General features: G+C 37.1%; 20 protein-coding genes and 2 pseudogenes. 19 read left to right on the top strand and 3 right to left on the bottom strand.

Annotated elements, in window-relative coordinates; all coding sequences use genetic code 11:
* Positions 1-38: 38 nt before the first annotated feature.
* From J3U71_RS06365 to J3U71_RS06335, 7 genes and pseudogenes are all read left to right on the top strand, one after another.
* Positions 39-1,808 carry an oligopeptide ABC transporter substrate-binding protein gene (locus J3U71_RS06365; RefSeq protein WP_220268118.1) on the top strand — a complete coding sequence of 590 codons (1,770 nt, stop codon included), beginning with the start codon at positions 39-41 and terminating at the stop codon, positions 1,806-1,808.
* Between the two features lie 212 nt (positions 1,809-2,020).
* Positions 2,021-3,318, top strand: a pseudogene (locus tag J3U71_RS06360) (ABC transporter substrate-binding protein).
* A 140-nt stretch (positions 3,319-3,458) separates the two neighbouring features.
* A complete protein-coding gene (gene rnc / locus J3U71_RS06355; protein ID WP_267393208.1) occupies positions 3,459-4,145 on the top strand; it encodes a ribonuclease III in 687 nt (228 codons plus the stop codon).
* Positions 4,146-4,157: 12 nt separating this feature from the next.
* A complete protein-coding gene (gene smc / locus J3U71_RS06350) occupies positions 4,158-7,721 on the top strand; it encodes a chromosome segregation protein SMC (RefSeq protein WP_267393205.1) in 3,564 nt (1,187 codons plus the stop codon).
* A gap of 2 nt (positions 7,722-7,723) precedes the next feature.
* Complete coding sequence (ftsY, locus tag J3U71_RS06345) at positions 7,724-9,025, top strand: signal recognition particle-docking protein FtsY (RefSeq protein ID WP_267393203.1); 1,302 nt, start codon at positions 7,724-7,726, stop codon at positions 9,023-9,025.
* Positions 9,026-9,054: 29 nt separating this feature from the next.
* Complete coding sequence (locus J3U71_RS06340; protein WP_267393201.1) at positions 9,055-10,479, top strand: C69 family dipeptidase; 1,425 nt, start codon at positions 9,055-9,057, stop codon at positions 10,477-10,479.
* Between the two features lie 51 nt (positions 10,480-10,530).
* Positions 10,531-10,946, top strand: a pseudogene (locus J3U71_RS06335) (family 1 glycosylhydrolase); the annotation flags it as partial.
* Between the two features lie 90 nt (positions 10,947-11,036).
* Here the strand turns inward: J3U71_RS06335 and J3U71_RS06330 are convergent.
* Positions 11,037-12,464 carry an APC family permease gene (locus J3U71_RS06330; RefSeq protein ID WP_267393199.1) on the bottom strand — a complete coding sequence of 476 codons (1,428 nt, stop codon included), beginning with the start codon at positions 12,462-12,464 and terminating at the stop codon, positions 11,037-11,039.
* Between the two features lie 345 nt (positions 12,465-12,809).
* Between J3U71_RS06330 and ylxM the strand changes: the two genes are divergently transcribed.
* The 7 genes from ylxM (at position 12,810) to J3U71_RS06295 (ending at position 17,571) form a co-directional block, all read left to right on the top strand.
* Positions 12,810-13,151, top strand: a complete 342-nt coding sequence (ylxM, locus tag J3U71_RS06325) for a YlxM family DNA-binding protein (RefSeq protein ID WP_220234639.1) — start codon at positions 12,810-12,812, stop codon at positions 13,149-13,151.
* Positions 13,152-13,154: 3 nt separating this feature from the next.
* The gene (gene ffh, locus J3U71_RS06320) at positions 13,155-14,582 is read left to right on the top strand and encodes a signal recognition particle protein (protein WP_220219807.1); all 1,428 of its coding nucleotides are present in this window, start codon (positions 13,155-13,157) and stop codon (positions 14,580-14,582) included.
* 85 nt (positions 14,583-14,667) lie between these two features.
* Positions 14,668-14,940, top strand: a complete 273-nt coding sequence (gene rpsP, locus J3U71_RS06315; protein WP_103751780.1) for a 30S ribosomal protein S16 — start codon at positions 14,668-14,670, stop codon at positions 14,938-14,940.
* Between the two features lie 72 nt (positions 14,941-15,012).
* Positions 15,013-15,528 (top strand): ribosome maturation factor RimM, encoded by a 516-nt coding sequence (rimM, locus tag J3U71_RS06310; RefSeq protein WP_267393197.1) that lies wholly within the window; start codon positions 15,013-15,015, stop codon positions 15,526-15,528.
* Positions 15,518-16,243 (top strand): tRNA (guanosine(37)-N1)-methyltransferase TrmD, encoded by a 726-nt coding sequence (gene trmD, locus J3U71_RS06305; RefSeq protein WP_220268110.1) that lies wholly within the window; start codon positions 15,518-15,520, stop codon positions 16,241-16,243. Before rimM ends, trmD begins: the two co-directional genes overlap by 11 nt.
* A gap of 114 nt (positions 16,244-16,357) precedes the next feature.
* Complete coding sequence (gene rplS / locus J3U71_RS06300; protein ID WP_103751777.1) at positions 16,358-16,705, top strand: 50S ribosomal protein L19; 348 nt, start codon at positions 16,358-16,360, stop codon at positions 16,703-16,705.
* Positions 16,706-16,803: 98 nt separating this feature from the next.
* A complete protein-coding gene (locus J3U71_RS06295) occupies positions 16,804-17,571 on the top strand; it encodes a nucleoside phosphorylase (protein WP_267393194.1) in 768 nt (255 codons plus the stop codon).
* A 274-nt stretch (positions 17,572-17,845) separates the two neighbouring features.
* On the opposite strand, the gene J3U71_RS06290 is transcribed toward J3U71_RS06295, so the two are convergent.
* Positions 17,846-18,142, bottom strand: a complete 297-nt coding sequence (locus J3U71_RS06290; protein WP_267393192.1) for a hypothetical protein — start codon at positions 18,140-18,142, stop codon at positions 17,846-17,848.
* Between the two features lie 62 nt (positions 18,143-18,204).
* Between J3U71_RS06290 and J3U71_RS06285 the strand changes: the two genes are divergently transcribed.
* Positions 18,205-18,564, top strand: coding sequence for a MerR family transcriptional regulator (locus J3U71_RS06285; RefSeq protein WP_267393190.1), 360 nt, complete (start codon positions 18,205-18,207; stop codon positions 18,562-18,564).
* Between the two features lie 48 nt (positions 18,565-18,612).
* Here the strand turns inward: J3U71_RS06285 and lexA are convergent, their stop codons facing one another.
* Positions 18,613-19,236 (bottom strand): transcriptional repressor LexA, encoded by a 624-nt coding sequence (lexA, locus tag J3U71_RS06280; RefSeq protein ID WP_267393188.1) that lies wholly within the window; start codon positions 19,234-19,236, stop codon positions 18,613-18,615.
* Between the two features lie 152 nt (positions 19,237-19,388).
* On the opposite strand from lexA, the gene J3U71_RS06275 reads away from it, so the two are divergent.
* The 4 genes from J3U71_RS06275 (at position 19,389) to J3U71_RS06260 (ending at position 23,541) form a co-directional block, all read left to right on the top strand.
* Complete coding sequence (locus J3U71_RS06275) at positions 19,389-19,637, top strand: DUF896 domain-containing protein (RefSeq protein ID WP_220268105.1); 249 nt, start codon at positions 19,389-19,391, stop codon at positions 19,635-19,637.
* Positions 19,638-19,705: 68 nt separating this feature from the next.
* Positions 19,706-19,921: a YneF family protein gene (locus J3U71_RS06270; RefSeq protein WP_220268104.1), complete on the top strand. Its 216-nt coding sequence runs from the start codon at positions 19,706-19,708 to the stop codon at positions 19,919-19,921.
* A gap of 73 nt (positions 19,922-19,994) precedes the next feature.
* Positions 19,995-21,749 carry an ABC transporter ATP-binding protein gene (locus J3U71_RS06265; protein ID WP_267393185.1) on the top strand — a complete coding sequence of 585 codons (1,755 nt, stop codon included), beginning with the start codon at positions 19,995-19,997 and terminating at the stop codon, positions 21,747-21,749.
* Positions 21,742-23,541: an ABC transporter ATP-binding protein gene (locus tag J3U71_RS06260; protein ID WP_267393183.1), complete on the top strand. Its 1,800-nt coding sequence runs from the start codon at positions 21,742-21,744 to the stop codon at positions 23,539-23,541. The genes J3U71_RS06265 and J3U71_RS06260 overlap by 8 nt, the downstream gene beginning before the upstream one ends.
* Positions 23,542-23,591: the final 50 nt, after the last annotated feature.

The following is a 23,591-nucleotide window of genomic DNA, read 5'->3' as shown; positions in this document are numbered from 1 at the left end:
CTATTAAATTTAATAATAAAGAAGGAGAAACTCGTTTTATGAAAAAAGGTAAATTTTTAGGTTCGCTGGGAGTTGTTTCAGCTGCTGCTTTAACATTAGTAGCTTGCGGTAAGAGTAGCAATACTAGTAATGAAGGTGCAAAAACTGCAAGCAAGTTTCCAATCGAAACTAAAACTAAGACTGCGAAACAAGGAGGTACACTTAGGGTTGCAGAAGAAACTGATACTCCTTTCACAGGTATCTTTAATGATGAATTACAGATGAGTCAACCCGACGCTGATGTTTCAAGTCCTGGTCAAGAGTCATTATTTGATACAGATAATCACTACAAGATTAATGATAAAGGTCCTGCTACCTTGAAACTTGATCGTAAAGCTAAAACCGCTACGATTACAATTAAAAAGGGCGTAAAATGGTCTGACGGTAAGCAAGTAACGGCCAAAGATATTGAATATGCATATGAAATTATTGCCAATAAGGCAACTAAATCACAACGTTATGCATCTCAATTTAATATAATTAATGGTATGAAAGAATACCACGAAGGTAAAGCCAAGACTATTTCTGGGATTGAAATGCCTGATGGTGAAAACGGTCGCGTTGCAGTATTACACTGCCAGGAATTGAAGCCAGGCATGTATTACAGTGGTAACGGTTATATTTGGGAAAACGCCGCACCATATCATTATTTAAAAGATATTCCATTTTCTAAACTAGAAGCTTCTGATCAAATCAGAAAGAGACCTTTGTATTTTGGTCCCTATAAAGTGCAGAAAATTAATCGTGGTCAATCTGTAACCTGGGTTCCAAATAAATATTACTGGCGTGGTAAGCCAAAATTAGACAAGATTATTTACCAAGTAATTTCACCAAATTCTGCTTCACAAGCAATTAAGAGTCATAAGTTTGATATTGCTCGTGTAATCAATAATCAATGGAAACAAGTAAAGGGTACTAGCGACGTTACCTTTGTTGCCCAAGTACCATTAGCATATCATTATATGGGCTTTAAAGTTGGTAAATGGGATGCTAAACAGTCTAAGAACGTCATGAATCCTAAAGCTAAAATGAATAACAAATCGTTACGGCAAGCGATGGCTTATGCAATGAACACTGATGCGGTATACAAGCATTATACTGATGGCTTAAGCTTCCAAGTTCCAACTTTGATTCCTGCACAATTTGGCGATTACTTCGATAAGAATGCCAAAGGTTATACTTATAACATAAAGAAGGCCAACCAACTTTTGGATAAAGCTGGCTATAAGAAGAAGGGTAAGTGGCGCACTACTCCTGATGGTAAACCACTGACAATTAACTTTATGGCAATGTCAGGTCAAGCAATTAACCAACCAATTGCTCAAAACTTTATTCAACAATGGAACAAGATTGGGTTAAACGTTAAGCTAGTAGGTGGACGATTAACTGAATTCAATTCTTTCTATGATAAAGTGCAACATGATGATCCTAAGGTTGATGTATTTTTAGCTGGCTGGACACTTTCAACAGAACCATCTCAAGAGCAAATGTATAGTGAAGGGACAATGTCCAATTACTCACGTTTTGTAACTCCAGAAAATACGAAGCTCATTAAGGATATGGACTCACAAAAGGCCTTTGACCATAAATACCGTGTTGATAAGTTCCACGAATGGCAAAAATACATGAATGATGAAGCTTATGTCATTCCAACTTATAATGAATACCAAATCGATGCTGTTAATAGTAAGATTACTGGCTACTCATTGAAACCATCGAAATTAAACAATGGTCATCAATTATGGTACCAAGTTGCTTTTGCTAAGTAAGATTAAAATAATTTTTTGTAATCAATTTTGAAGAGCAGAGAAAAGATCTCTGCTCTTTTTGTTTGCGATTTTAATAAAACCAATAATACAGAATAATTATAATTATATGAATAAAGCCACTATATTTTTCATTTTTGATGATATTATTTAATCAATAACTTGTTTTTAATACTCAATTAAAAAATAGTAATTAATAAGAAGAAACACGTTTTATGAAAAAAGGTAAATTTCTAGGTTCACTGGGATTTGTATCCGCAGTAGCTGTAGCTTTAATAGCTTGTGGTAAAAGCAAATAATAGAAGCAATGAAGGTGCACAAACTGCCAGCAAGTTTCCGATAGAAACAGAAAATAAAACTGCAAAACAGGGCGATACAATTAAAATAACGCTATAGTTTGATACACCATTTACTGGCATTTTTAATAAAGAATTACAAATGAATCAGCCTAGTGCAGATGTATCTAGTCCTGTAAAGAATCCCTTTTTGATACTGACGATCATTATAAAATTAATGATAAAAGAGCAGCTACATTAAAATTAGACCGTAAAGCCAAAACCATTTCTGGAATTGAAATGCCAGATGGCGAAAATGGTCGTGTAGTAATATTACACTGCAAAGAATTGAAGTCCGGTTTGTATAACAGTGGTAATGGCTATATTAGGGAAAACGCAGCATCATATCATTACTTAAAAGATATTCCATTTTCAAAACTTGAAGCTTCTGACCAAGTTAGAAAGAAACCATTATATTTTGGCCCTTATCAAGTTCTAAAAGTGGTTCGTGGACAATCGCTTACTTGGGTTCCTAACAAATATTACTGGCGGAGCAAACCAAAATTATTTATCAAGTCGTTTCACCAAAAACTGCTTCGCAGTCAATCAAGAATCATAAATTTGATATTGCTCGGGTAGTTAATAGTCAGTGGAAGGAAGTTAAGGACACTAAAGACGTAAACTTTGTTGCTCAAATTCCTTTGGCATATTACTACATGGCATTTAAAGTAGATAAATGGGATGCTGAACAATCAAAGAATGTCATGAATCCAAAGGCCAAGATGAACGATAAATCTCTTCGGCAGGCAATGGGGCAAAGCAGGCCTAAACGTTAAATTAGTCGGTGGTTGCTTGAGTGAATTTAATTCCTTCTATGATAAGGTTCAGCATGATGATCCTAAAGTTGATGTCTTTTTAGGTGGATGGACGTTATCAAGTGAACCATCACAAGAACAACTTTATAGCGAAGAACTATGCAAAACTACTCTCGGTTTGTTACTCCTGAAAATACCAAACTGTTGAAAGAAATGGATTCGCAAAAAGCCTTTGATCACAAGTACCGTGTCGAAAAATTCCATGAATGGCAAAAGTATATGAATGATGAGACATATGTTATACCAACTTATAACCTATATCAAATTGATGCACTTAATAGCAAGCTGACTGGTTATTCGTTCAAACCTTCAAAGATAAATAACAGTCATCAATTATGGTATCGCGTTGGTTTTGCTAAGTAGAAAGCAATTTTTCTGAATAAGCAACAATTAAAATATTTAAAAATTAAGAAAACTATTGCATAAAGTCTGTGTAATAGTTTTCTTTTTCATTTTCACTTACAAAAACTGGTATAATTTATAAAGAAAAAGGGGTTGAAAAGATGGTCAGTACGAAATTTATTAATCAATTAAAAACAAAATATAAAATTAGATTTAATAACCCAAATTTATTAGAAGAAGCTTTCACTCACTCTTCATACGCCAACGAACACCCGGGAGATGGCGTGCGTGATTACGAAAAGCTTGAATTCTTAGGCGATGCAGTACTTGAATTGGCTATTTCAGATTATTTATACCGCAACTTTCCTCAGCTAAATGAAGGCGAATTGACTCGCATGAGGTCTAACATTGTTGATACCGAAGGCTTCGCTGAATTCGCTCAAAAATTTGGCTTTCCAGCAGAAATAAATCTAGGTCATGGTGAAGAAAAAGCAGGTGCTCGTTCACGCAAGACACTTTTGGAAGATGTATTTGAGGCTTTCAACGGTGCCCTTTTTCTTGATCAGGGCATGGATGCAGTTGAACACTTTTTGAGTTTGACAGTTTTTCCGTTGATTGATGCGGGTAAATTTGATGCCTCTCGCGATTATAAAACTGATTTGCAAGAATTTTTACAACAAGATGGTCCAGTAAAAATTGAGTACGAAGTGTTAAAAGAAGAACAAATGCCGTCACGATTTACCGTTCAACTGGTAGTTAATGGTAAAGTATTATCACAAGGCAAAGGACATAATAAAAAAGCTGCGGAACAAGAAGCAGCACGTGCAGCTTTGCGTAATCTCAATTAGGGGGGTGAGTACTTGCCGTTAACAGAACTTATTATTGATGGTTTTAAATCTTTTGCAGAAAAAACCAGAATTAAATTTGATACAGGAATTACCGGCATTGTTGGACCAAATGGTAGTGGTAAAAGTAATATTACGGAAGCTATTCGCTGGGTAATGGGTGAATCCAGTGCAAAATCACTCCGGGGTTCGAATATGAAAGATGTGATTTTTGCTGGAAGTGAATTTCGTAAGCCTACTAGCCATGCCGAAGTGTCGATGATCTTTGATAATCATAAACGTGAACTTAATTTTGATGAAGATCAAGTTATCATCTCTAGGCGTATCTTACGTTCAGGCGACAATGAATATCTGATTAATAAACGTAATGTTAGACAAAAAGATATTCGAGCGCTTTTCTTAGATTCAGGGATTTCGCAAGATAGTTTAGCCATCATTTCTCAAGGTCGGGTTGATCAAATCTTGAATTCGCACCCTGAAGACCGCCGGGGATTATTTGAAGAGGCCGCGGGAATTTTACATTTTAAAAAGCAAAAAGAAGAAGCGAGAGTTCAACTTGAGCAAACAACTGATAACTTGGTTCGGATTAATGATTTAGTAAAAGAACTTGAACAGCGAATTGAACCTTTACATGAGCAAAGTTCCCTTGCAAAGGAATACCAATTTCAAAAAGATGGCTTGGATCAAGAGCTGAAAACACTTTTAGCCTTTGAAATTGAGGATTTGGATATTCAAAAAAAGTCCGTTCAAACTAAAGCTGATCAAAATCAAGTTCTTTTGTCAAAGCTTGATCGCGAAGTCAAAGAATCGCAAGCTGCAGTGGCTGCAAAAAGGGATGAATACAAAGAAATTAACGGGCAGCGTGAGCAAATTCAAGAGGAATTGCTGGCTTTGACAAAGAAACTTTCCGAAATAAATACCAGTTTACAAGTAGCTGAACAAAGTAAACAGTATAGTGAAGCTACTAAAAAAGAATATGAATCTGAATTAGTTGATTTAAAAAAACAAGTAGTAACCTTACAAAATGAATGTTCTGAATTAAGCGAAAATAAGCAAAGTTTAGCTGCTGAACAAAAGCTTTTGCAAGATCAACGTGCAGAATTAACTGACCAATTAGATGAAAATCCGACTAAGTTATCACAAAAATTAGATGATTTAAGAAGCGATTATATTCAACTTTTGCAAGATCAGACTTCTAATAATAATGAAATTGTTTATTTGAAATCTGAACTAAAACGGACGGCTGAAAATGACGAATATCAAAATGATGATGTTGCTGCTCAATTGCAAAAAGCAACTTTAGAATTAGATAGATTGCGTGAAACTGGCAAACAACTGAAGGAAAAGCATCAAGCAAAAAAAGACCATGTTAATGCATTAACCAGCCAGCAAGCGGAAAAACAGGAAAAATTAGCTGATTTGCGGCAAGTTGTCAATACCAATAGTCAGCGCTATAGTCAGATAAATGCTCGTTATGAAGCTTTAGAAAACATTCGTAAGCGGCACGAAGGATATTATTATGGGGTTAAAAATGTTCTTAATAATTTACCGAACTATCCTGGCGTGATCGGTGCGATTGGTGAGTTAATCTCCTTTTCAGCTAAATTTGAAGCTGCAATGGCCACTGCACTTGGAGGCGGTGTGCAAGATTTAGTTACTACCACGAAGACAAGTGCCCGTGATGCCATCAATCAACTGAAAAGTAGCCATTCTGGTCGTGCAACGTTCTTACCGCTCGATGGCTTACGAGAAAATTCCATCCCGCCTTCAACAGTTAAAATTATCGAATCTTATGATGGCGTTCAGGGAATTGCTAATCAGTTAGTAGAAAATGCCACAGATTATGATATTACACCTGCTATCAATTATTTATTAGGCAGTACGATTATTGTCGATACAATTGACACTGCCATGAAAATCCGTCAGAGAATTGCTCGCTACCGAATTGTTACGTTAGATGGTGACGTCATTTCGCCTGGAGGCTCAATGACTGGGGGAACGCGAAACCAGAAAAATAATTCGCCACTGCAAACCGTAACTGAACTTAATCAATTACAAAAAAGCCGGGTTCAGTTAAAAAAGCAGTTAGCAGAAGATCAAACTGCTTTTACCGCCTTAGCTGCTGAAAGTGATGCTTTAAACCAAAAAATTACCGAAGCTCAAAAGAAGCAGCAGGATTATAGCCGTGAACTTGGTGAGGCAGTTCTTTCCTATCAAAACCAAGAAAAAGAAGTCAACCGCTTAAAGGCGGCTAATCAGTTATTTGAGGTTCGTAAAAAAGAACGCGATAAACAAGTTGTCGAGCTTAAGGAAAAGATTGCAAAAGCCGAGCAGCAAAAGGCTAGCTTTGTTAAGCAAATTGAGCAACAAAAAGCGGCAATTAAAAATATCCAGGATCGAATCGAAAACTTTACCGCTCTAAATCAAAAGGTTCAGGAAAAATTAGCTGAACTTGATCCACAGATTGCAGTTTATACCAATAAATTAGAAAATCTGAGCAAGCAACAGTCAGATAAAAAACGTGATTTAAATCAGCATGAAAAACAAATTACTGCTTTAACTAAAAAGTTAGCGACGCTCAATGAGAGTGGCAAACTTGACCAGCAAAAAAAGCAGCAAATGGACGAAGAGCAAAAAAATGGAGCGATAAAAAAAGAGCAGTTGCAAACGCAGTTAAGTCAATTAAGTTCCCAATTAGGTAAGGCTGACGCTAAAATTACGCAGCTAGACCAAGTTGCTAGCCGGAACTATGATTTACGTAAAGATGCTGCGGCAGAACAAGAAAGCTTTTCCGTCAAAATTGCACAGTTAACTAGTCAAATCGATCAGCGCTTGGATCAACTAAGTAAAGATTATTCGTTGACATTTGAGGCAGCTTTAGCCCAAGCCGACTGTGAAAATGATGAAGAAACCCGCCAGCGACTGCAAAAAAGTGTCAAATTGCATAAAATGTCAATTGAAGATATTGGTCCGGTAAATATTAAGTCAATTGAAGAATATGAAGACGTTAAGAAGAGATATGATTTTCTAAACAACCAGCAAAATGATTTAATCAAGGGGCGCGATAATTTGCGAGAATCAATGGCAGAACTTGATCAAGAAGTTTCTGCTAGGTTTAACGCCACGTTTAGCGCTGTATCTGAGAGTTTCACGCAATTATTCCCTGTAGTCTTCGGCGGAGGGAATGCGAAACTTGTTTTAACCAATCCAGATGATATGTTAACGACGGGTGTCGAAATTATTGCGCAACCGCCTGGCAAGAAATTGCAGCGACTAAGCCTACTTTCGGGAGGAGAAAGGGCACTGACTGCCATTACATTATTATTTGCTATGCTGAAATACAAACCAGTACCATTTTGCGTATTAGATGAAGTCGAGGCAGCACTTGATGATGCTAATGTAACGCGTTTTGCTAAGTTTTTAGAAGATTACGATATGCATACGCAATTTATTGTAATCACGCACAGGCGGGGCACGATGGAGCGTGCTGACCAATTATATGGCGTTGTGATGCAGGAGTCTGGTGTATCGCAGGTACTTTCCGTTTCATTAAAAGAACTAAAAAATGAGGTAAATTAACATTGGGTTTATTTGATAAAATAAAAAAATCATTGTTTGGCGACAATGAAGAAGAGGAAAAGAATAAAAAATCTGAAGAGGAATCCCAAGACAAAGAGGCTCAAGATGACGATCAGGCAGATAGCGATTCTGAAAAACTGCCTAAATCTGAGCAAGAAGAGGAAAATAGTCATCTAAAAGAAAGTGATGCTGACAGTCAGTCCGAAATTTCAGCAAAAAGTTCAGCTGCAAATAATGCAGAAGAGGAAGATGGACAAAAGCCGGTTGCGGTTGAAACTGAAAACCAGTCTCAGGACAACGATACAGCTTCAAGTGACATAACGGCAAAGTCTGAAGCAGATAAAGCTGAAGAAAAAACTGATCAATCTGATAGCCAAACTGAGCTTTATGAAAAAGGGCTAGAAAAGACCAACCAAGGCTTTGGAGCGCGTTTAAATAAATTTTTTGCTCAATTTAGAACAGTTGATGAAGATTTCTTTGACGATTTGGAAGAACTGTTAATAGAGTCAGATGTTGGTTACGAGACGGCTGAGCAATTAACAACTGCACTAAGAGACGAAGCCAAATTGCAAAAAGCGAAGTCACGTGATGATTTGAAAAAAGTGATCGTTGAAAAATTAGTTGAACTTTACGATCAAAATGGGGATGCAGCTAATGAAAAATTGCGCTCTCACGATGACGGTAAAACAAATATTTATTTATTTGTCGGTGTAAATGGTGCTGGTAAAACAACAACGATTGGCAAATTGGCTAAACGATTCAAAGATGAAGGAAAATCTGTTTTGTTAGCGGCAGCTGATACCTTTAGGGCTGGAGCAGTTGAACAATTAGTTGAATGGGGCAAACGAGTCGATGTCCCGGTAGTTACTGGAAAAGAGCAGGCCGATCCAGCCTCTGTTGTCTTTGATGCAACAACAAAAGCAATTGCGGAACATGCTGATTACTTGTTGGTTGATACAGCCGGCCGTCTTCAAAACAAAAAGAATCTGATGAGTGAACTCGAAAAAATTGAGCGAACAATCAAAAAGCAGGCACCAGATGAACCAACCGAAACTTTATTAGTTTTAGATGGATCAACTGGACAAAATGCATTATTGCAGGCCAAGGACTTTGATAAAACGACTAAATTGACTGGCTTGGTGTTAACCAAGTTAGACGGCTCTTCAAAGGGTGGTGTTGTTTTAGCAATTAGAAATGAAATGAAATTACCGGTAAAATTGGTTGGCTTAGGCGAAAAAGCTAGCGACTTAGCCGATTTTGACGCGGCTGATTATGCAGTTGGTCTTTTCCATGATTTGGTTTAAGATAAAGAAAAAACAAAAGGAGTTTATTAATGAAAGAATATAGCGCATGTACAACTATTTTGGTTGGGAAAAAAGCATCCGTTGACGGTTCAACCATGATTGCTCGAAATGACGATACTTTTCGACCAATTACCCCGCAAAAATTTATTATTCACCCAGAGGCAAAAGGCGAAAAGGGGCGGAAGATAAAATCATGGCTTAATAAGTTTGAAATGGATCTTCCAGAAAATGCACAACGTGTGCCTGCAGTACCTAATGTTGATTACAAGCACCGGGGTTATTACGATGAAAGTGGTATTAACCAAGATAATGTTGCAATGTCTTGTACAGAATCAACCTATGGTAATGAACGTGCTTTGGCCTATGATCCCTTGGTGAAGGATGGTTTAGATGAAGATTGTATGCAGTCGGTTGTTTTACCATACATTCATTCGGCCAAAGACGGTGTCCAATTTTTAGGCAAATTAATTGCCAAATACGGATCACCTGCGGGCAACTCTGTTTTATTCGGTGACAAAGATGAAATTTGGTACATGGAAATTGTAACTGGTCATCATTGGGTTGCACAGCGTATCCCAGATGATGCATACGCTGTTGCGGCTAATCGGGTTTCAATTGAGCAGGTTGACTTCACTGATTCAGATAACTTTATGTGGAGTGACGGTATACGAGAATTTGTTGCTGATCACCACCTAAATGTTGACCATGAAGGTTGGAATTTCCGTCATATTTTTGGTACTTACAGTCAACAAGATCGTTATTACAACACTAATCGTGTATGGTATGGGCAAAAGTATTTTAATCCTGAAATTGAACAAGAACCAACTGATGGTGATTTGCCATTTATTCGCCGGGCTGCTAAGAAAATTACCCGTGAAGATATCGAATTTGTCTTAGGAAGCCATTATCAAAATACTCCGTTTGATCCTTTTGGCAAGGGAACAGAAGAAGAAAAGCACCGTTTCCGTCCAATTGGTTTAAATCGGACTCAAAATGCGCATATTTTACAAATTAGAAATGATGTTGCTGCTGATAAGGCAGCTATCATGTGGCTATGTATTGGTGGACCTACTTTTACGCCATTTGTACCATTCTTTGCAAATATGAATGATACTGATCCTTCATATAACAATACATCAATGGACTATAACATGAATGATGCATGGTGGTATTACAAGTCTCTTGCTGCACTAGTTGAAAGCCATTATCCACAATTTGTTCAGTTGGATACTGATTATTTAAATGAGTTGAATCAATATTTCAGGCGTCGTGTACACGAAATAATTGATGGTGCTGGCGATAAGTCCGGTGCTGCTTTAACTGAATACTTAACAAAGGCGAACCAAGAAACAGTTGCTTATACTCGTAAGCGTTCAGAAAAATTATGGGCACAAATGATGATTGATTCCATTAACATGTCAAAATTAACTTTTAACATGGATGCTAATTTATAATCTTTAGAAGAAACTTGTATGACACAGATTGTGAAATACAAGTTTTTTACTTGGCAAATCGATCCGATTGGGTTACGACTAACATTAATAAATTTGTATGATCGGTATCAAAACCTCTTTTTATTGTCAAAAATGGTCTTGGTGCTACTGATCGTGATCGCTTGACTCCTGACGGTCGTCTTCATGATGATTACCGCATTGCCTATTTAAAAGAACATATCAGAGAAATGTTAATATCTTGGGCAAATGATAGAATTGAGCTAATTGGCTACTTAATTTTGGGGACAACAGATATGGTATCAGCGTCTACAACGCAAATGTCTAAACGATATGGTTTAATCTATGTTGATCTAAAAGATGAAGGTAAAGAAACCAATCGCCGCTTTTTTAAAGATTCTTTTTATTGGTATCAGAAATTGCTGCATTTTGGTCAAAAGATTCCTAAAAGCTTCTTGCTGGAAGAATAGGTGAAAAATGTGTGGTAAGTAAAAACTCCCGCTAATATTTCGACCGTCTACTTGACACGGTACCGATCATTTAGTTAGCGAGAGGCTTTTTTATTTTCTATTATTAATGTTGGAATGTCTGATACCGTAAAAGCAATAAATTAGTATCCCGATGATTGACCAGAAGAGCATATACTTTTTGGCTTGTAGATCTAATCCCCAGAAAACTGCGAAAGAACCTAAAAAGGCTAGGAACGGTAGGATGGGATAAAGAGGCATCTTAAATGCAGGATCCACAATATCATGACCTTCTCTAGGCCGCAGACGATAAATTCCAATTGAAACAAACATGAAGGCAATCAGAGTACCTGCGGAAACCAGTTGTGTTAAAAATGAAAAAGGAATAAAGGCAGAAATGATAATAGCTACGATTGCAACTGTCCAGAGTGAATTGGCAGGACGATGATCACTATTTAATTTTCCTAATTTTTTAGGTAACATCCCATCTCGGCCAAAAGAATACACTAAGCGTGAGCTGGCCATGCATAAACCAATTAATGCCGTAAACATCCCTAAAACGGCGACAGATTGAACGATTACAGCAATTACGCCATGTCCAGTATGACGCAGAGCGTAGCCAACGGGCTCGGCTGAATTAAGGTATTGGTGATATGGTACCATTCCAACCAATACGAGGCTAACTGCAACAAATAAAACGACAGCAATTAATAATGAACCAATAATACCTCGTGGCATTGTTTTTTGCGGATTAACGGCTTCAGCTGAATTTGAAGCAATTGTGTCAAAGCCTAAAAAAGAAATATAAATCATTGATACACCAGCGTAGATACCTTGCCAACCTCCGAAAGGACCGTGGCTGGTTGTCCGGTAATGCGGCACAAAAGGTAGAAAATTAGCTTTTTTAATTGCAGTTAAACCAACCACAACAAACAAAATAATTGCCAAGACTTTAATTATCACTAAAAAGTTTTCTACTTTGGAGGCTTTTGAAACACCGAAGCTAACTAAAATAGCACACAAAAAAATAGCGATTAGGGCAACTAAATCTAAAACTCCGCCGTTAACTCCAAGAGGATTAACTAAAGCATTTGGCAGGCGCCAACCTAGGGGAGAAATTAAAGCACGAAAGTTAGCTGATAATCCAGAAGCAACAAAAGCCATACCGATTAGGTATTCCGCTAATAAAGCCCAACCTGAGAACCAACCCCAAAATTCGCCAAAAATAACATTGATCCAGGAATAAACTGAACCTGCAAATGGCATCGCTGCTGCCATTTCAGCGTAGGCAAAGGCAACAAGTCCAGCGACGATTGATGCAATCACACAGGAAATTGCTACAGCTGGGCCCGTATGTAAAGCTGCCACTTCACCAGGTAAAGTGAAAATCGACGTAGAGACAATGGTCCCAACACCAAGTGCTAAAAAATCCCGTACTTTTAATGTTCGAACTAAATGTCCGTCTTTTTCTTGATAAATACTAGGATTTTCTTTTCGATTCATTTTTTTCCATAAATTCACGTTAAAATCTCCTTATTATTTTTTCCGAAATCTGAGGACTTAAAATGATCCAAGTTCAGCTAATTGTTCAAGCAAAACTGCTAGTTGATAATCAAACTACTTTGGATCGCTTTAAAATTGATTTTAATATTACTTATCTATTATGATAGTTGTTTTTAAAAAAGTTAAGTCCTATCAAATAATTTTGTAATTATTCTACTATATTTCTATGTGAAATAAACATTCGTAATAATACAGGCATTAATATCAAAAAGCAAGTTTCGCAGTAGGAGATTTTCAGACAATATTAGCTTTCTCGATCGTCAATTACCCGTATTTTTGCTATACTGGTTCAAGGTGAAAGTAATGGATGAACTCGTAAAAAATGAAATATTAGGTGATTTATATGCCTATTACGGAAAATTGCTAACCAAAAATCAGCAAGACTATTTCGAAGATTACTATTATAATGATCTATCCTTGGGAGAAATCGCCCTTAATCATCAGGTATCAAGACAGGCAGTTTATGATAACCTTCGGCGCTGCCGCAAGCTTTTGACGAATTATGAAGAAAAATTGCATATGCAAAGAGATTATAATGACATTGAACAAAAACTAACTAAAATTTCTGTAACGATTAAAGAAAATCAACAAGCATGTGCGCTTAGTCAAATAGAACAATTATTAAGTAAAATGAGGGGAGAATGATTCATGGCTTTTGAAAATTTAAGTGAACGAATTCAAAAAGCGTTACGCAACCTAACTGGCAAAGGTAAAATTTCCGAAGAAGATATCAATACTGCTAGCCGAGAAATTAGATTGGCATTGTTAGAGGCCGATGTTAATTTTAAAGTTGTCAAAGACTTCATTAAAAAGATTAAAAAAGAGGCTCTGGGCAAAGAAGTTCAGGAAAGCCTGAATCCTGGTCAGCAAGTAATTAAGATCGTCAACGATGAACTGACAAAGATGATGGGTGAGAGTGCAGCCACTCTTAACAAGTCCAAGCATATTCCGACGATCATTATGATGGTTGGTCTTCAGGGTACTGGTAAGACGACTACGGTGGGTAAATTAGCTAAGCGGTTAATTGACAAGGATAAAGCTCGTCCATTGTTAATTGCCGGTGATATTTATCGTCCCGCCGCAATTGATCAACTTGAACAAATTGGTGAGCAGTTAAATGTTCCTGTTTATAGTGAACACGATGAAAAAAATGTTGCCAAAATAGTTGAAAATGGCTTAAAGCAGGCTGATGACAATAAAAATGATTATGTAATTATCGATACTGCTGGTCGACTAGAAATCGATGAACCATTAATGGAAGAGCTTGAGCAAGTTAAAAAGGTTGCTCAACCAGACAACATTTTGCTTGTCGTCGATGCCATGACAGGTCAAGCCGCTACGGATGTGGCTAAAGGTTTTGATAGTCGACTAGATATTACTGGGGTAATTTTAACTAAACTTGATGGTGATACCCGTGGTGGTGCAGCTTTATCAATTCGAGCTGTCACTGGTAAGCCAATTATTTATACTGGTCAAGGTGAAAAGTTAAGTGATCTGGAACAATTCCACCCTGACCGGATGGCTTCAAGAATTTTAGGCATGGGAGACATGCTGACCTTAATTGAAAAGGCGCAGCAAGATTACGATGCCAAAAAGGCTGAAGAAGTTGCAGAGAAAATGAAGGAGAATACCTTCGATTTTAATGACTTCGTAGACCAGCTTGAACAAGTTGAAAAGATGGGGCCGCTTGATCAGTTAATTAAAATGATTCCAGGCATGGCCAATAACCCACAATTGAAGAACATGAATTTTGATAAGAAACAGATTGTTTACGTCAAAGCAATCATTTCTTCAATGACAGAAGCAGAACGGGAAAATCCCGAATTGCTTAACCCAAGTCGGCGCCGGCGAATTGCTGCAGGTTCTGGACGACCAATCGTTGAAGTTAACCGAATGATTAAGCAATTCAAACAAGCCCGTGATATGATGAGCAAGATTACAAAGGGTAATCTAAAGGGCATGGGCAATCTTCCTGGAATGGATTCACCAATGGGCAAGATTGCAATGCGCCGCATGGGTAAAAAGTTTAAGAAGAACAAGAAGAAGAGAATGAAAGTCAAGCGTTATCATTCTTAAAAAAATATCTGTTAAGGAAAAACACTTTACACCTATTTTGAAAAGTGCTATATTATTATTCGTAAGTTTTTAGGAGGAATTTAATATGTCAGTTAAAATTCGTATGCGCCGCATGGGTGCCAAGAGAAAGCCTTTCTACAGAATAGTCGTAGCAGACTCAAGAATGCCTCGTGATGGTCGTTTTATCGAAGAAGTTGGTTACTACAACCCAGTTTCAGAACCAAAAGAATTGAAGCTTGATGAAGATAAAATCTTTGAATGGTTAAAGAAGGGTGCACAACCTTCAGACACTGTTCGGTCACTTCTTTCTGGTGCCGGCTTAATGAAGAAGCTGCATGAATCAAAATTTAACAAATAATTGATTTGTTTACTTTAAAAGTTTGAAGCAGTTTGCTTCAAACTTTTTTCTTTGTTGAATTTAGGAGAAGAAATGCAATATTACGATGTCGCATGCATACTGAGCACACATGGTCTAAATGGAGAAGTCAAGGTAACAGTAATTACTGATTTTCCTGAAGAACGTTTTTCACCGGGTAGTGAGCTTTCTTTAAAAGACAATCCCAATTTTGTCCTAACCGTTAAAAGCAGTCGACCATTTAAACAATTCTGGCTACTGCAGTTTGAAGAAATCAGTACGATTGATGATGCTGAAAAATTAAAGGGAGAAACAATCGTAATTAGTCAGGAAAACCAACACGAATTACCTGCTGGCGCCTACTATTACCGCGATATTTTGGGTTGCCAAGTCTTGGATAACGAAACCAAACAAGACCTAGGCAAAATTACGGGTATTGAAACCCCCGGTGCAAACGATGTCTGGGAAATAACCGAAGACTCGGGCAATGAATATTTAATTCCATATATTGATGAGGTCGTTAAGCAAGTCGATATTGCCAATAAAAAAGTTTATGTTGAGTTATTGGAGGGCTTACGCGATGAAGATTAATGTTTTAACTCTTTTTCCTGATATGTTTACCCCATTAACAACTTCAATGTTAGGACGTGGACTGGAAGATGGAAAATGGGATCTTAACTTAGTAAATTTTCGAGATTTCACAAGTGATGTCCATCATCATGTTGATGACACGCCATACGGTGGTGGTGCAGGTATGGTTTTACAAATTATGCCAATTAAAAAGGCATTGGATTCTCTAGCAAATAAGGGCAAAGTCATTATAACAGCTCCACAGGGTAAAACTTTTAACCAAAAGATGGCACAAAATTGGTCCCAAGAAGAAAATTTGACCTTTATTTGTGGTCACTATGAAGGTTTTGATCAGCGGATTTATGACTTAGCAGACGAGACCGTTTCGATTGGGGACTATGTTTTAACTGGTGGTGAGTTGCCAACAATGAGCATGATCGATGCTACTGTTCGTTTACTTCCAGGAATTTTAGGGAATGCTGCCTCACCAATCGAAGAAAGTTTTGCACATGGTCTGCTTGAATATCCGCAATATACCAGGCCAGAAGATTTTGAGGGGATGAAAGTTCCTGCAGTATTAACTTCTGGCAATCACCAAAAAATTGCTGAATGGCGAAAGAAAGAATCTTTGCGTGCTACTGCATTATATCGCCCGGATTTATTAGCAGATTACCACTTAAGTGATGAAGAAAAGAAATTGCTTGCAGAAATTAAGCATGAAGATGATGAAGCTTGATTTAATAACTTTATTTTGCTAAGATGATTGAGGTGCAAATTTTTTGCATTAATAGTTATGGGTGTTCCGCTGGCGCATAGAACGTTGATGAATGCCGCAGAAGGAGAAAAAATTATGGATCCATTAATTCAAGAATTGACTAAAGAACAATTACGTGATGATATTCCTGACTTCCGTGCTGGTGACACAGTTCGTGTTCACGTACGTGTTGTTGAAGGTAGTCATGAACGTATTCAGATGTTTGAGGGTGTCGTAATCAAGCGTAAGGGTGCAGGCATTGCTGCTACATACACTGTTCGTAAGATTGCTTCTGGTGTTGGTGTTGAACGTACCTTCCCAGTTAACGATCCTCGTGTAGCTAAAGTTGAAGTATTACGTCACGGTCGTGTTCGTCGTGCTAAGCTTTACTACTTACGTGAACGTCACGGTAAATCTGCAAGAATTGCGGAAAAACGTCGTTAATTCACTGTTAAAAAAGAACCATCTCGCATTTAAGAGATGGTTCTTTTTTTGTGCTTTTTATGATAGCATTTTAATCAATATCTTAATTTGGAGGTAATTTGATGAGCAAACCATTTTTATTAGATTTTGATTCAACTCCGCGTGCGGTTTTACAACCAGATCATGAAAGAAATGAAACGCATTATCACTTTCATGCAAAATTGCTCTTTGCCTTTTTAACGCAAGAAGCAATTGATGACTTCTTAGCTCAGCATCCTCACCGAGTTTTGGGTCACTTCGATTGCTTTGGTAAAATGACCTTAATTTATGAGGTGGAGATGCCCAAAGAAAAAATCACTTTGTGTCAGGCAATGCTTGGCGCTCCTGCTGCGGTTCAAATACTAGACTGGCTCATTAGCTATGGTGTCAAGCAGATTTTGGCAATCGGTTCAGCAGGGACACTTGTTGATCTGCCAGAAAACTATTTTTTGGTTCCGACCAAAGCCATTCGTGATGAAGGAACATCTTTTCACTACATGGAACCAGGCAACTTCGTTGATTTGCGTTCAGCCTTTTTAACTAAAACTGAAAACTTGATGGTGCAAAATGGTTTTAAAGTCAAAGAGGTAACGACTTGGACTACTGATGGTTTTTTCAGGGAAACTGCTAGAAAGGTCAAGCAATTTAAGAAACTTGGTGCTGCATGCGTTGAAATGGAATGTGCCGCTATGGCTGCTTGTGCACAATTTCGGCAAGCTGATTTTGCGCAAATTCTGTTTACTGCCGATTCACTTAATGATATTGAGAATCATCAAGAACGTGGCTGGGGTATAGATGCGCATGGTAAAGGACTGGAACTAGCAACAAGCATACTCGATCAACTGTAGTTTTGACTTTGTGAAAAGTTATACTGTGAAACCAAAGTGAAACATCTGAATAATTCACAAAGTAAAATAAAAATGCTATAATATCGGAATTTAATACTAAAAAATGCCGAAAACTTTGTGAAGTTAAAAAGCATAGCTGATGTGGAAAGTCATCAGATTCTTTTTATGAAAGCGATTATACTTGACTTAACGTTAAAAATGGTAACAAATATATTGAAGCGGAATTAAATAGCAAACAGAAGATCTCTTTTGTAAACTAAATAATGCCATTTTTTTAAAAACACCAGTTTAACCAACTTAAAGCAATGGTTATGGTCAGTCTGATAAACCAGTGAAGCCAATTGATTCTTCCGTTTAGGCAATAGCCATTAATTAACGCAATGAGTAAAAGTGCAAATAAACAAATTGGTGCATATTTATGGTAACCAGTTAAGCAGCTCAATATTAATAAAACGCTTGAGATAACGTTTAAGCCAATTAACCAAACAGGAATTTTGGGGATGCTAGCTACGGCCGCAATTATCATTATTGTTCCGTAAATAATAGTCAATAAATTAGTTGAAATTTTCAATTTTCTTTCCTCCTAACGCTATTTAACTATAGGGGGTTTACCCAACGTCAAGGAGGATATACATGTATTTAAAAGAATTTATCACTAAAATGAATACTACTAAGGATACAGTCAGGTTTTATCTTGAATTAAGCTTATTAACGCCAATACGAAAGGGAAAAAATTATTGGTTTACTGATAATGAAGTAGAATCATTTCTGGAAATAAAAAACTTACAAGAATTGGGCTTTTCACTAAAAGAAATTTGCGCAATCAAAGAATTGCATGACCAGTCATGTGGCACAAAAAAGCAGCATGAGCAAAATCTTCGGCTAATCGAAGAAAAAATAGCGGAAAATGATGCTGCAATCAGAGAACTGCGTCACAGAAAAAAAGCTTTAGTGGCATTGAAAAAAGCACTAAAAAAACTGCTCATTAAGTAAATGAACAGTTATTAATTAAACAATCTAACAGACTAAAAACTTTTTAAGCTAATTAATATTATTGCGGTAAAGACCAACAACTTTACCTAAGATATGAACACTATTAAGAATAATCGGTGCCATGTTATCATTTTCAGGTTGAAGGCGATAATGATCTTTTTCCTTATAAAAACGTTTAACAGTTGCTTCGTTTTCATCTGTCATGGCAACAACAATTTCACCGTTTGTTGCTGAGCTTTGTTTACGAACAATAACATTGTCCCCGTTTAAAATACCAGCATTAATCATACTTTCTCCATGAACATGTAGCATGAACAAGTCACCAGCATCATTTTCTAAATCTGGTGGAAGAGGAAAGTAATCTTCGATATCTTCAACTGCTAAAATTGGCTGACCGGCAGTAACAACACCGACAACAGGAATTTCAGTTGGCTTAACGCCAATAGCTTTCTTACCTTTTTCTGTTATTTCCAATGCTCGTGGCTTGGTGGCATCCTTAAGAATAAGGCCTTTGCGTTCCAACCGTGACAAATGACCGTGAACAGTCGAAGTCGAAGAAAGTTGAACTCCTTGGCAGATTTCTCGCACGGTTGGTGGAAATCCGCGCTTTTCAACTGTGTCATAGATATAACGTAAAATTTGTAATTGTTTTGAACTTTGTTTGTTAGTCATTCTTGGCTCCCATGATAGTCTATTTCCTGATAAGCATATTCTAACAGAAATTAAGACATAATACAAACAAGCGTTCTAAAAATTTAAACTTTTTTTATTAGTAGAAATAGGGTAGACTTTTTTTATTGAGAAGTGCGAAAGAGGTGCAAAAAATGACGGAAGACAATGAAAAAAAGATGATTAATCGAATAAACGAACTATATCATAAGAAAGAAAAAGAGGGATTATCTGATGAAGAAGAAAAGGAACGTAAAAAACTTCATCAAGAATTTATCAAAAACTTTCGCGCCGGTTTTAAGCAAGACGTTGAAAACTTGGTCATAATTGATAAAAATGGCAAGGAAATTACTTCCGAAAAAGCGAAGAAAGCTCAGCGCAAGAAAGGTTTGCGAAAAGACTAATTTACGTCTTTAAATTTGCTTAAATTTTCGGTAAGATATATCTATTGGACAAATTGAGGTGATTTTCTATGAAATTAGGATTAGTAATTGTTTTAATTATTATTGCATTATTAATTGGCCTTGTTGGCGGTTTTTATGGTGCAAGAGCATACATGAAGAAATACTTTAAAGATAATCCACCAATCAGTGAGGATATGATCGTTGCCATGATGTCACAAATGGGGCAAAAGCCTTCCGCTAAGAAGGTTAACCAGGTGATGAACATGATGAAGCATCAAAAATAGTCAATCTTACTGAATTGAAAATAAAGACGGAGGATTATTTCTCCGCCTTTTTATTTGGAAAGAAAGGTGAAAAATGGGTATATTTTTTAAGCTTGGATGGTTTTTTAAAAAGGAGAAAAAACGGTACCTAATTGGTGTGACCTTCTTGGCTTTAACGTCTGTAATTAATTTGGTTCCACCGCGAATATTAGGACTAATGGCTGATCAGCTCGATAAAGGACATATTTCTTGGCAAGAATATGGTTTATTAATTTTGACAATCATTTTCGCGGCACTACTATTATATGGCTTTCGCTACTTGTGGCGCAGGCAAATATTGGGTGGAGCGGCAGAACTAGAACTGCAGTTGCACTCGAAATTATTTTGGCATTTTATGGAAATGGATCGCACTTTTTATCAACGCCACCGAACAGGTGATTTAATGGCGCACGCTACCAATGATGTTTCAGCTATTCAAGAAGTTGCTGGTGAAGGTATTTTGACTTTGGTCGATTCTTTATTAATGAGTGTTTCAACTATGATCGCAATGATTATCTTTGTTGACTGGCGGTTGACAATAGTTGCTTTAATTCCCTTACCATTTTTAGCTTGGGGAGCCTGGAAATTGGGGGATCAGTTATATAATGCCTTTGACGAATCACAGGCTGCTTTTTCTCGCCTCAATAATAAAACACAAGAATCTGTTTCAGGAATTAAGGTCCTAAAAACTTTTGGTCAGGGTAAAGAAGATACGCAAGCATTCAATGATATGATTGATAATACGATCAAAATCAATAAACGTGTTTTTAAGTGGGATTCGTTGTTTGATCCACTAGGTACTTTACTAATCGGTTTAACTTACACAATTACAATTATCTATGGTGGGTTATTGGTTAGTAACCGGGCTCTTACAATTGGCCAATTAGTTTCTTTCATTGCCTATATTGGGAACATGGTTTGGCCAATGTTTGCAATTGGCTATTTATTTAATATTCTAGAACGTGGTAGTGCCAGTTACGACCGTGTTGAAAAGTTACTGGATGAAAAGCCTGCAATTACTGATCAAAATGCTGATCAAAGCATTCATGCCCAAGATATTGATGGCGACTTAAAATATGAAGTAAAATCCTTTGCTTATCCAGATGAACCACAAATTCCGGTTTTGCACAATATTGATTTTACTTTGAAAACAGGTCAGACTCTTGGCTTGGTCGGTAAAGTTGGTGCTGGTAAAACGACCATCATTCAACTTTTGCTACGCGAATTTGATCAATATGATGGCAAAATCACTTTAAACGGTCATGATATTCGGGAAATTCCTCTGAATGTTCTATTAAGACAAATTTCATACGTGCCGCAAAACAATTACCTCTTTTCTACTAGTATTCAAAAAAATATTGCTTTTTCTGATGCAAATTCCGATGAAAGTGCGGTCATTTCTGCTGCGAAAAAGAGTGATTTGCACAATGATATTCTACAAATGCCTGGCGGATATAATACGCTAATTGGCGAAAATGGCGTTTCCTTATCTGGTGGTCAAAAACAAAGAATGTCTATTGCTAGGGCGCTTTTAAAGCAAAGTAAAATTTTGGTTTTGGACGATGCGCTATCAGCGGTCGATGCCAGAACAGAAATGGCTATTTTGAAATCACTTCGGCAGGAGAGAAAAGGGAAAACAACTTTAATTGCCACTCACCGATTAACTTCCGTAATGGGAGCAGATTTGATTTTGGTATTAAAAGACGGACGAATTGTTGAACGAGGCACACATGATCAATTATTAGCAGAAAATGGCTGGTATGCTGATATGTGGCAACGGCAAGAATTAGAAGAAAAGGTAGGTGAATAGCTTGGAAGAACAGAATAATTATGAATCAGTTTGGTCAAAAGAAATACCTGTCAAGGAACAAATTGGCATCTTCAAGCGACTACTTCGTTTTGTGATGCACTTTAAAAATGAAATGATTATTGCTGGTGTGGGTGCATTTCTTGTCAGCGTCATCAATATGCTGTTACCTTACGGTTTGCAGTATTTCTTGGATAATTATTTAGTCAAAGCCAACGTTACGATGCAAGTGATTTTGTTTGCCGGTTTTTTATATGCTTTTGGCTCAGTGATTAAGGGTATTCTACAATTTACCTACGAGTACTTTTTTGCTCTTGGATCCGAAAAGTCGTTGGAAGACCTACGGTCGGCTTTGTACCAAAAACTCCATCAGTTGGGAATGCGTTATTTTGACCAAACGCCAGCAGGCTCAATTGTGTCAAGAGTAACAAACGATACGATGACTTTGAGCAATTTTTTAACGGTCCTATCTAGTGTCGTTATCTCTTTCTTTTCGATTATTTCAGCGCTAGTAGCAATGTTTACAACTAATTTTTTAGCTGGACTAATCGTATTGGCTTTCTTGCCATTTTTATTACTTATTATTTGGCAATATTCTAAAAGAAGTTCCAAACTCTATCGTAGTTACCGTGAGCGGTTAAGCCGGATAAACACTAATTTAAATGAATCAATTGAAGGTGTTTCTCTGATTCAGCAATTCAAGCAAGAAAAACGAATGACTGGCCATTTTGAAAGTGAAAACACGGCACTAATGAAAACCCGTTTTAACATGATCAATCTTAATTCGCTTTTACTTTCGCCGTTAATTAGTTTGCTTTATTCTCTGGCACTTGCTTTAACTTTAATGTACTTTGGCTTTCCACTACGCCAGACTTTTGTGCCTGCAGGTGTTGTGTACGCTTTTTCACAATATATCTCACAGTTTTTTAATCCGATTGCAAACATGATGGACCAGATGACCTTTTTCCAAGACGGAATAGTTGCTGGTAAGAGAATTTTTCGAATTTTAGATAATACTGATTATGAACCTAAGCAGCAAGAACAACCGGGATTAACAATCACACAAGGGAAAATTGAATTTAAGCACGTAAGCTTTTCCTACGATGGAAAAAACGAAATTTTACACGATATTTCCTTTACCGTTAATCCAGGAGAAACTCTTGGAATCGTAGGTCATACAGGTTCCGGTAAAAGTTCAATCATTAATGTTATGATGCGCTTTTATGAATTCTACCGGGGTGAAGTTTTAATTGACGGCGTAGATATCAAGAAGTATCCGAAAAAAGAATTACGGCAAAAATTAGGTCTAGTTTTACAAGAACCGTTTATGTTTTATGGTGATATTAATTCTAATGTTAGGCTGTATAACCAAAACATTACTGATGACGAAATTAAGGCTGCCGCAAAAACTGTCCAGGCTGACAGTTTTATTGAAAAATTGCCTGGCAAATATCACGCTAAAGTTGGCGAGAATGGCAGCGAATTTAGTCAAGGACAACGCCAATTGATTTCTTTTGCACGAACTTTAGTAACTGATCCTAAAATCTTGGTTTTAGATGAAGCTACTGCAAATGTTGATACCGAGACAGAAACCTTGATTCAACAGGGATTGAAGAGCTTACGAAAAGGAAGAACGACTTTAGCGATTGCTCACCGTTTATCAACTATCGTCGATGCTGACCAGATTATTGTTCTAAATGATGGTAAGATTATTGAACGTGGTAACCACGAGGAACTGCTTTCCCAAAAGGGTTATTATTATAACTTATATACTCTTCAAAATAACCAAAATTAACTTTATGCACGAGTTCACAAAGAGCTCGTGTTTTTGTTTTCAATATAGTA

Origin of the sequence: Lactobacillus sp. B4015, from assembly GCF_026536055.1 — a bacterium.
GTDB classification, from domain to species: Bacteria; Bacillota; Bacilli; order Lactobacillales; family Lactobacillaceae; genus Lactobacillus; species Lactobacillus panisapium.
Note: the sequence above shows the minus strand (reverse complement) of the source record. Positions and strands in the feature narration are given on the sequence as shown.

What these genes read in the sequence shown, in the direction of transcription:
- rplS (WP_103751777.1), top strand. Translation starts at nt 16,358, where the DNA reads ATGGATCCATTAATTCAAGAATTGACTAAAGAACAATTACGTGATGAT.
- J3U71_RS06275 (WP_220268105.1), top strand. Translation starts at nt 19,389, where the DNA reads ATGACGGAAGACAATGAAAAAAAGATGATTAATCGAATAAACGAACTA.
- J3U71_RS06265 (WP_267393185.1), top strand. Translation starts at nt 19,995, where the DNA reads ATGGGTATATTTTTTAAGCTTGGATGGTTTTTTAAAAAGGAGAAAAAA.
- ffh (WP_220219807.1), top strand. Translation starts at nt 13,155, where the DNA reads ATGGCTTTTGAAAATTTAAGTGAACGAATTCAAAAAGCGTTACGCAAC.
- lexA (WP_267393188.1), bottom strand. Translation starts at nt 19,236, where the DNA reads ATGACTAACAAACAAAGTTCAAAACAATTACAAATTTTACGTTATATC.
- J3U71_RS06285 (WP_267393190.1), top strand. Translation starts at nt 18,205, where the DNA reads ATGTATTTAAAAGAATTTATCACTAAAATGAATACTACTAAGGATACA.
- rimM (WP_267393197.1), top strand. Translation starts at nt 15,013, where the DNA reads ATGCAATATTACGATGTCGCATGCATACTGAGCACACATGGTCTAAAT.
- J3U71_RS06270 (WP_220268104.1), top strand. Translation starts at nt 19,706, where the DNA reads ATGAAATTAGGATTAGTAATTGTTTTAATTATTATTGCATTATTAATT.
- J3U71_RS06365 (WP_220268118.1), top strand. Translation starts at nt 39, where the DNA reads ATGAAAAAAGGTAAATTTTTAGGTTCGCTGGGAGTTGTTTCAGCTGCT.
- rpsP (WP_103751780.1), top strand. Translation starts at nt 14,668, where the DNA reads ATGTCAGTTAAAATTCGTATGCGCCGCATGGGTGCCAAGAGAAAGCCT.
- rnc (WP_267393208.1), top strand. Translation starts at nt 3,459, where the DNA reads ATGGTCAGTACGAAATTTATTAATCAATTAAAAACAAAATATAAAATT.
- ylxM (WP_220234639.1), top strand. Translation starts at nt 12,810, where the DNA reads ATGGATGAACTCGTAAAAAATGAAATATTAGGTGATTTATATGCCTAT.
- trmD (WP_220268110.1), top strand. Translation starts at nt 15,518, where the DNA reads ATGAAGATTAATGTTTTAACTCTTTTTCCTGATATGTTTACCCCATTA.
- J3U71_RS06340 (WP_267393201.1), top strand. Translation starts at nt 9,055, where the DNA reads ATGAAAGAATATAGCGCATGTACAACTATTTTGGTTGGGAAAAAAGCA.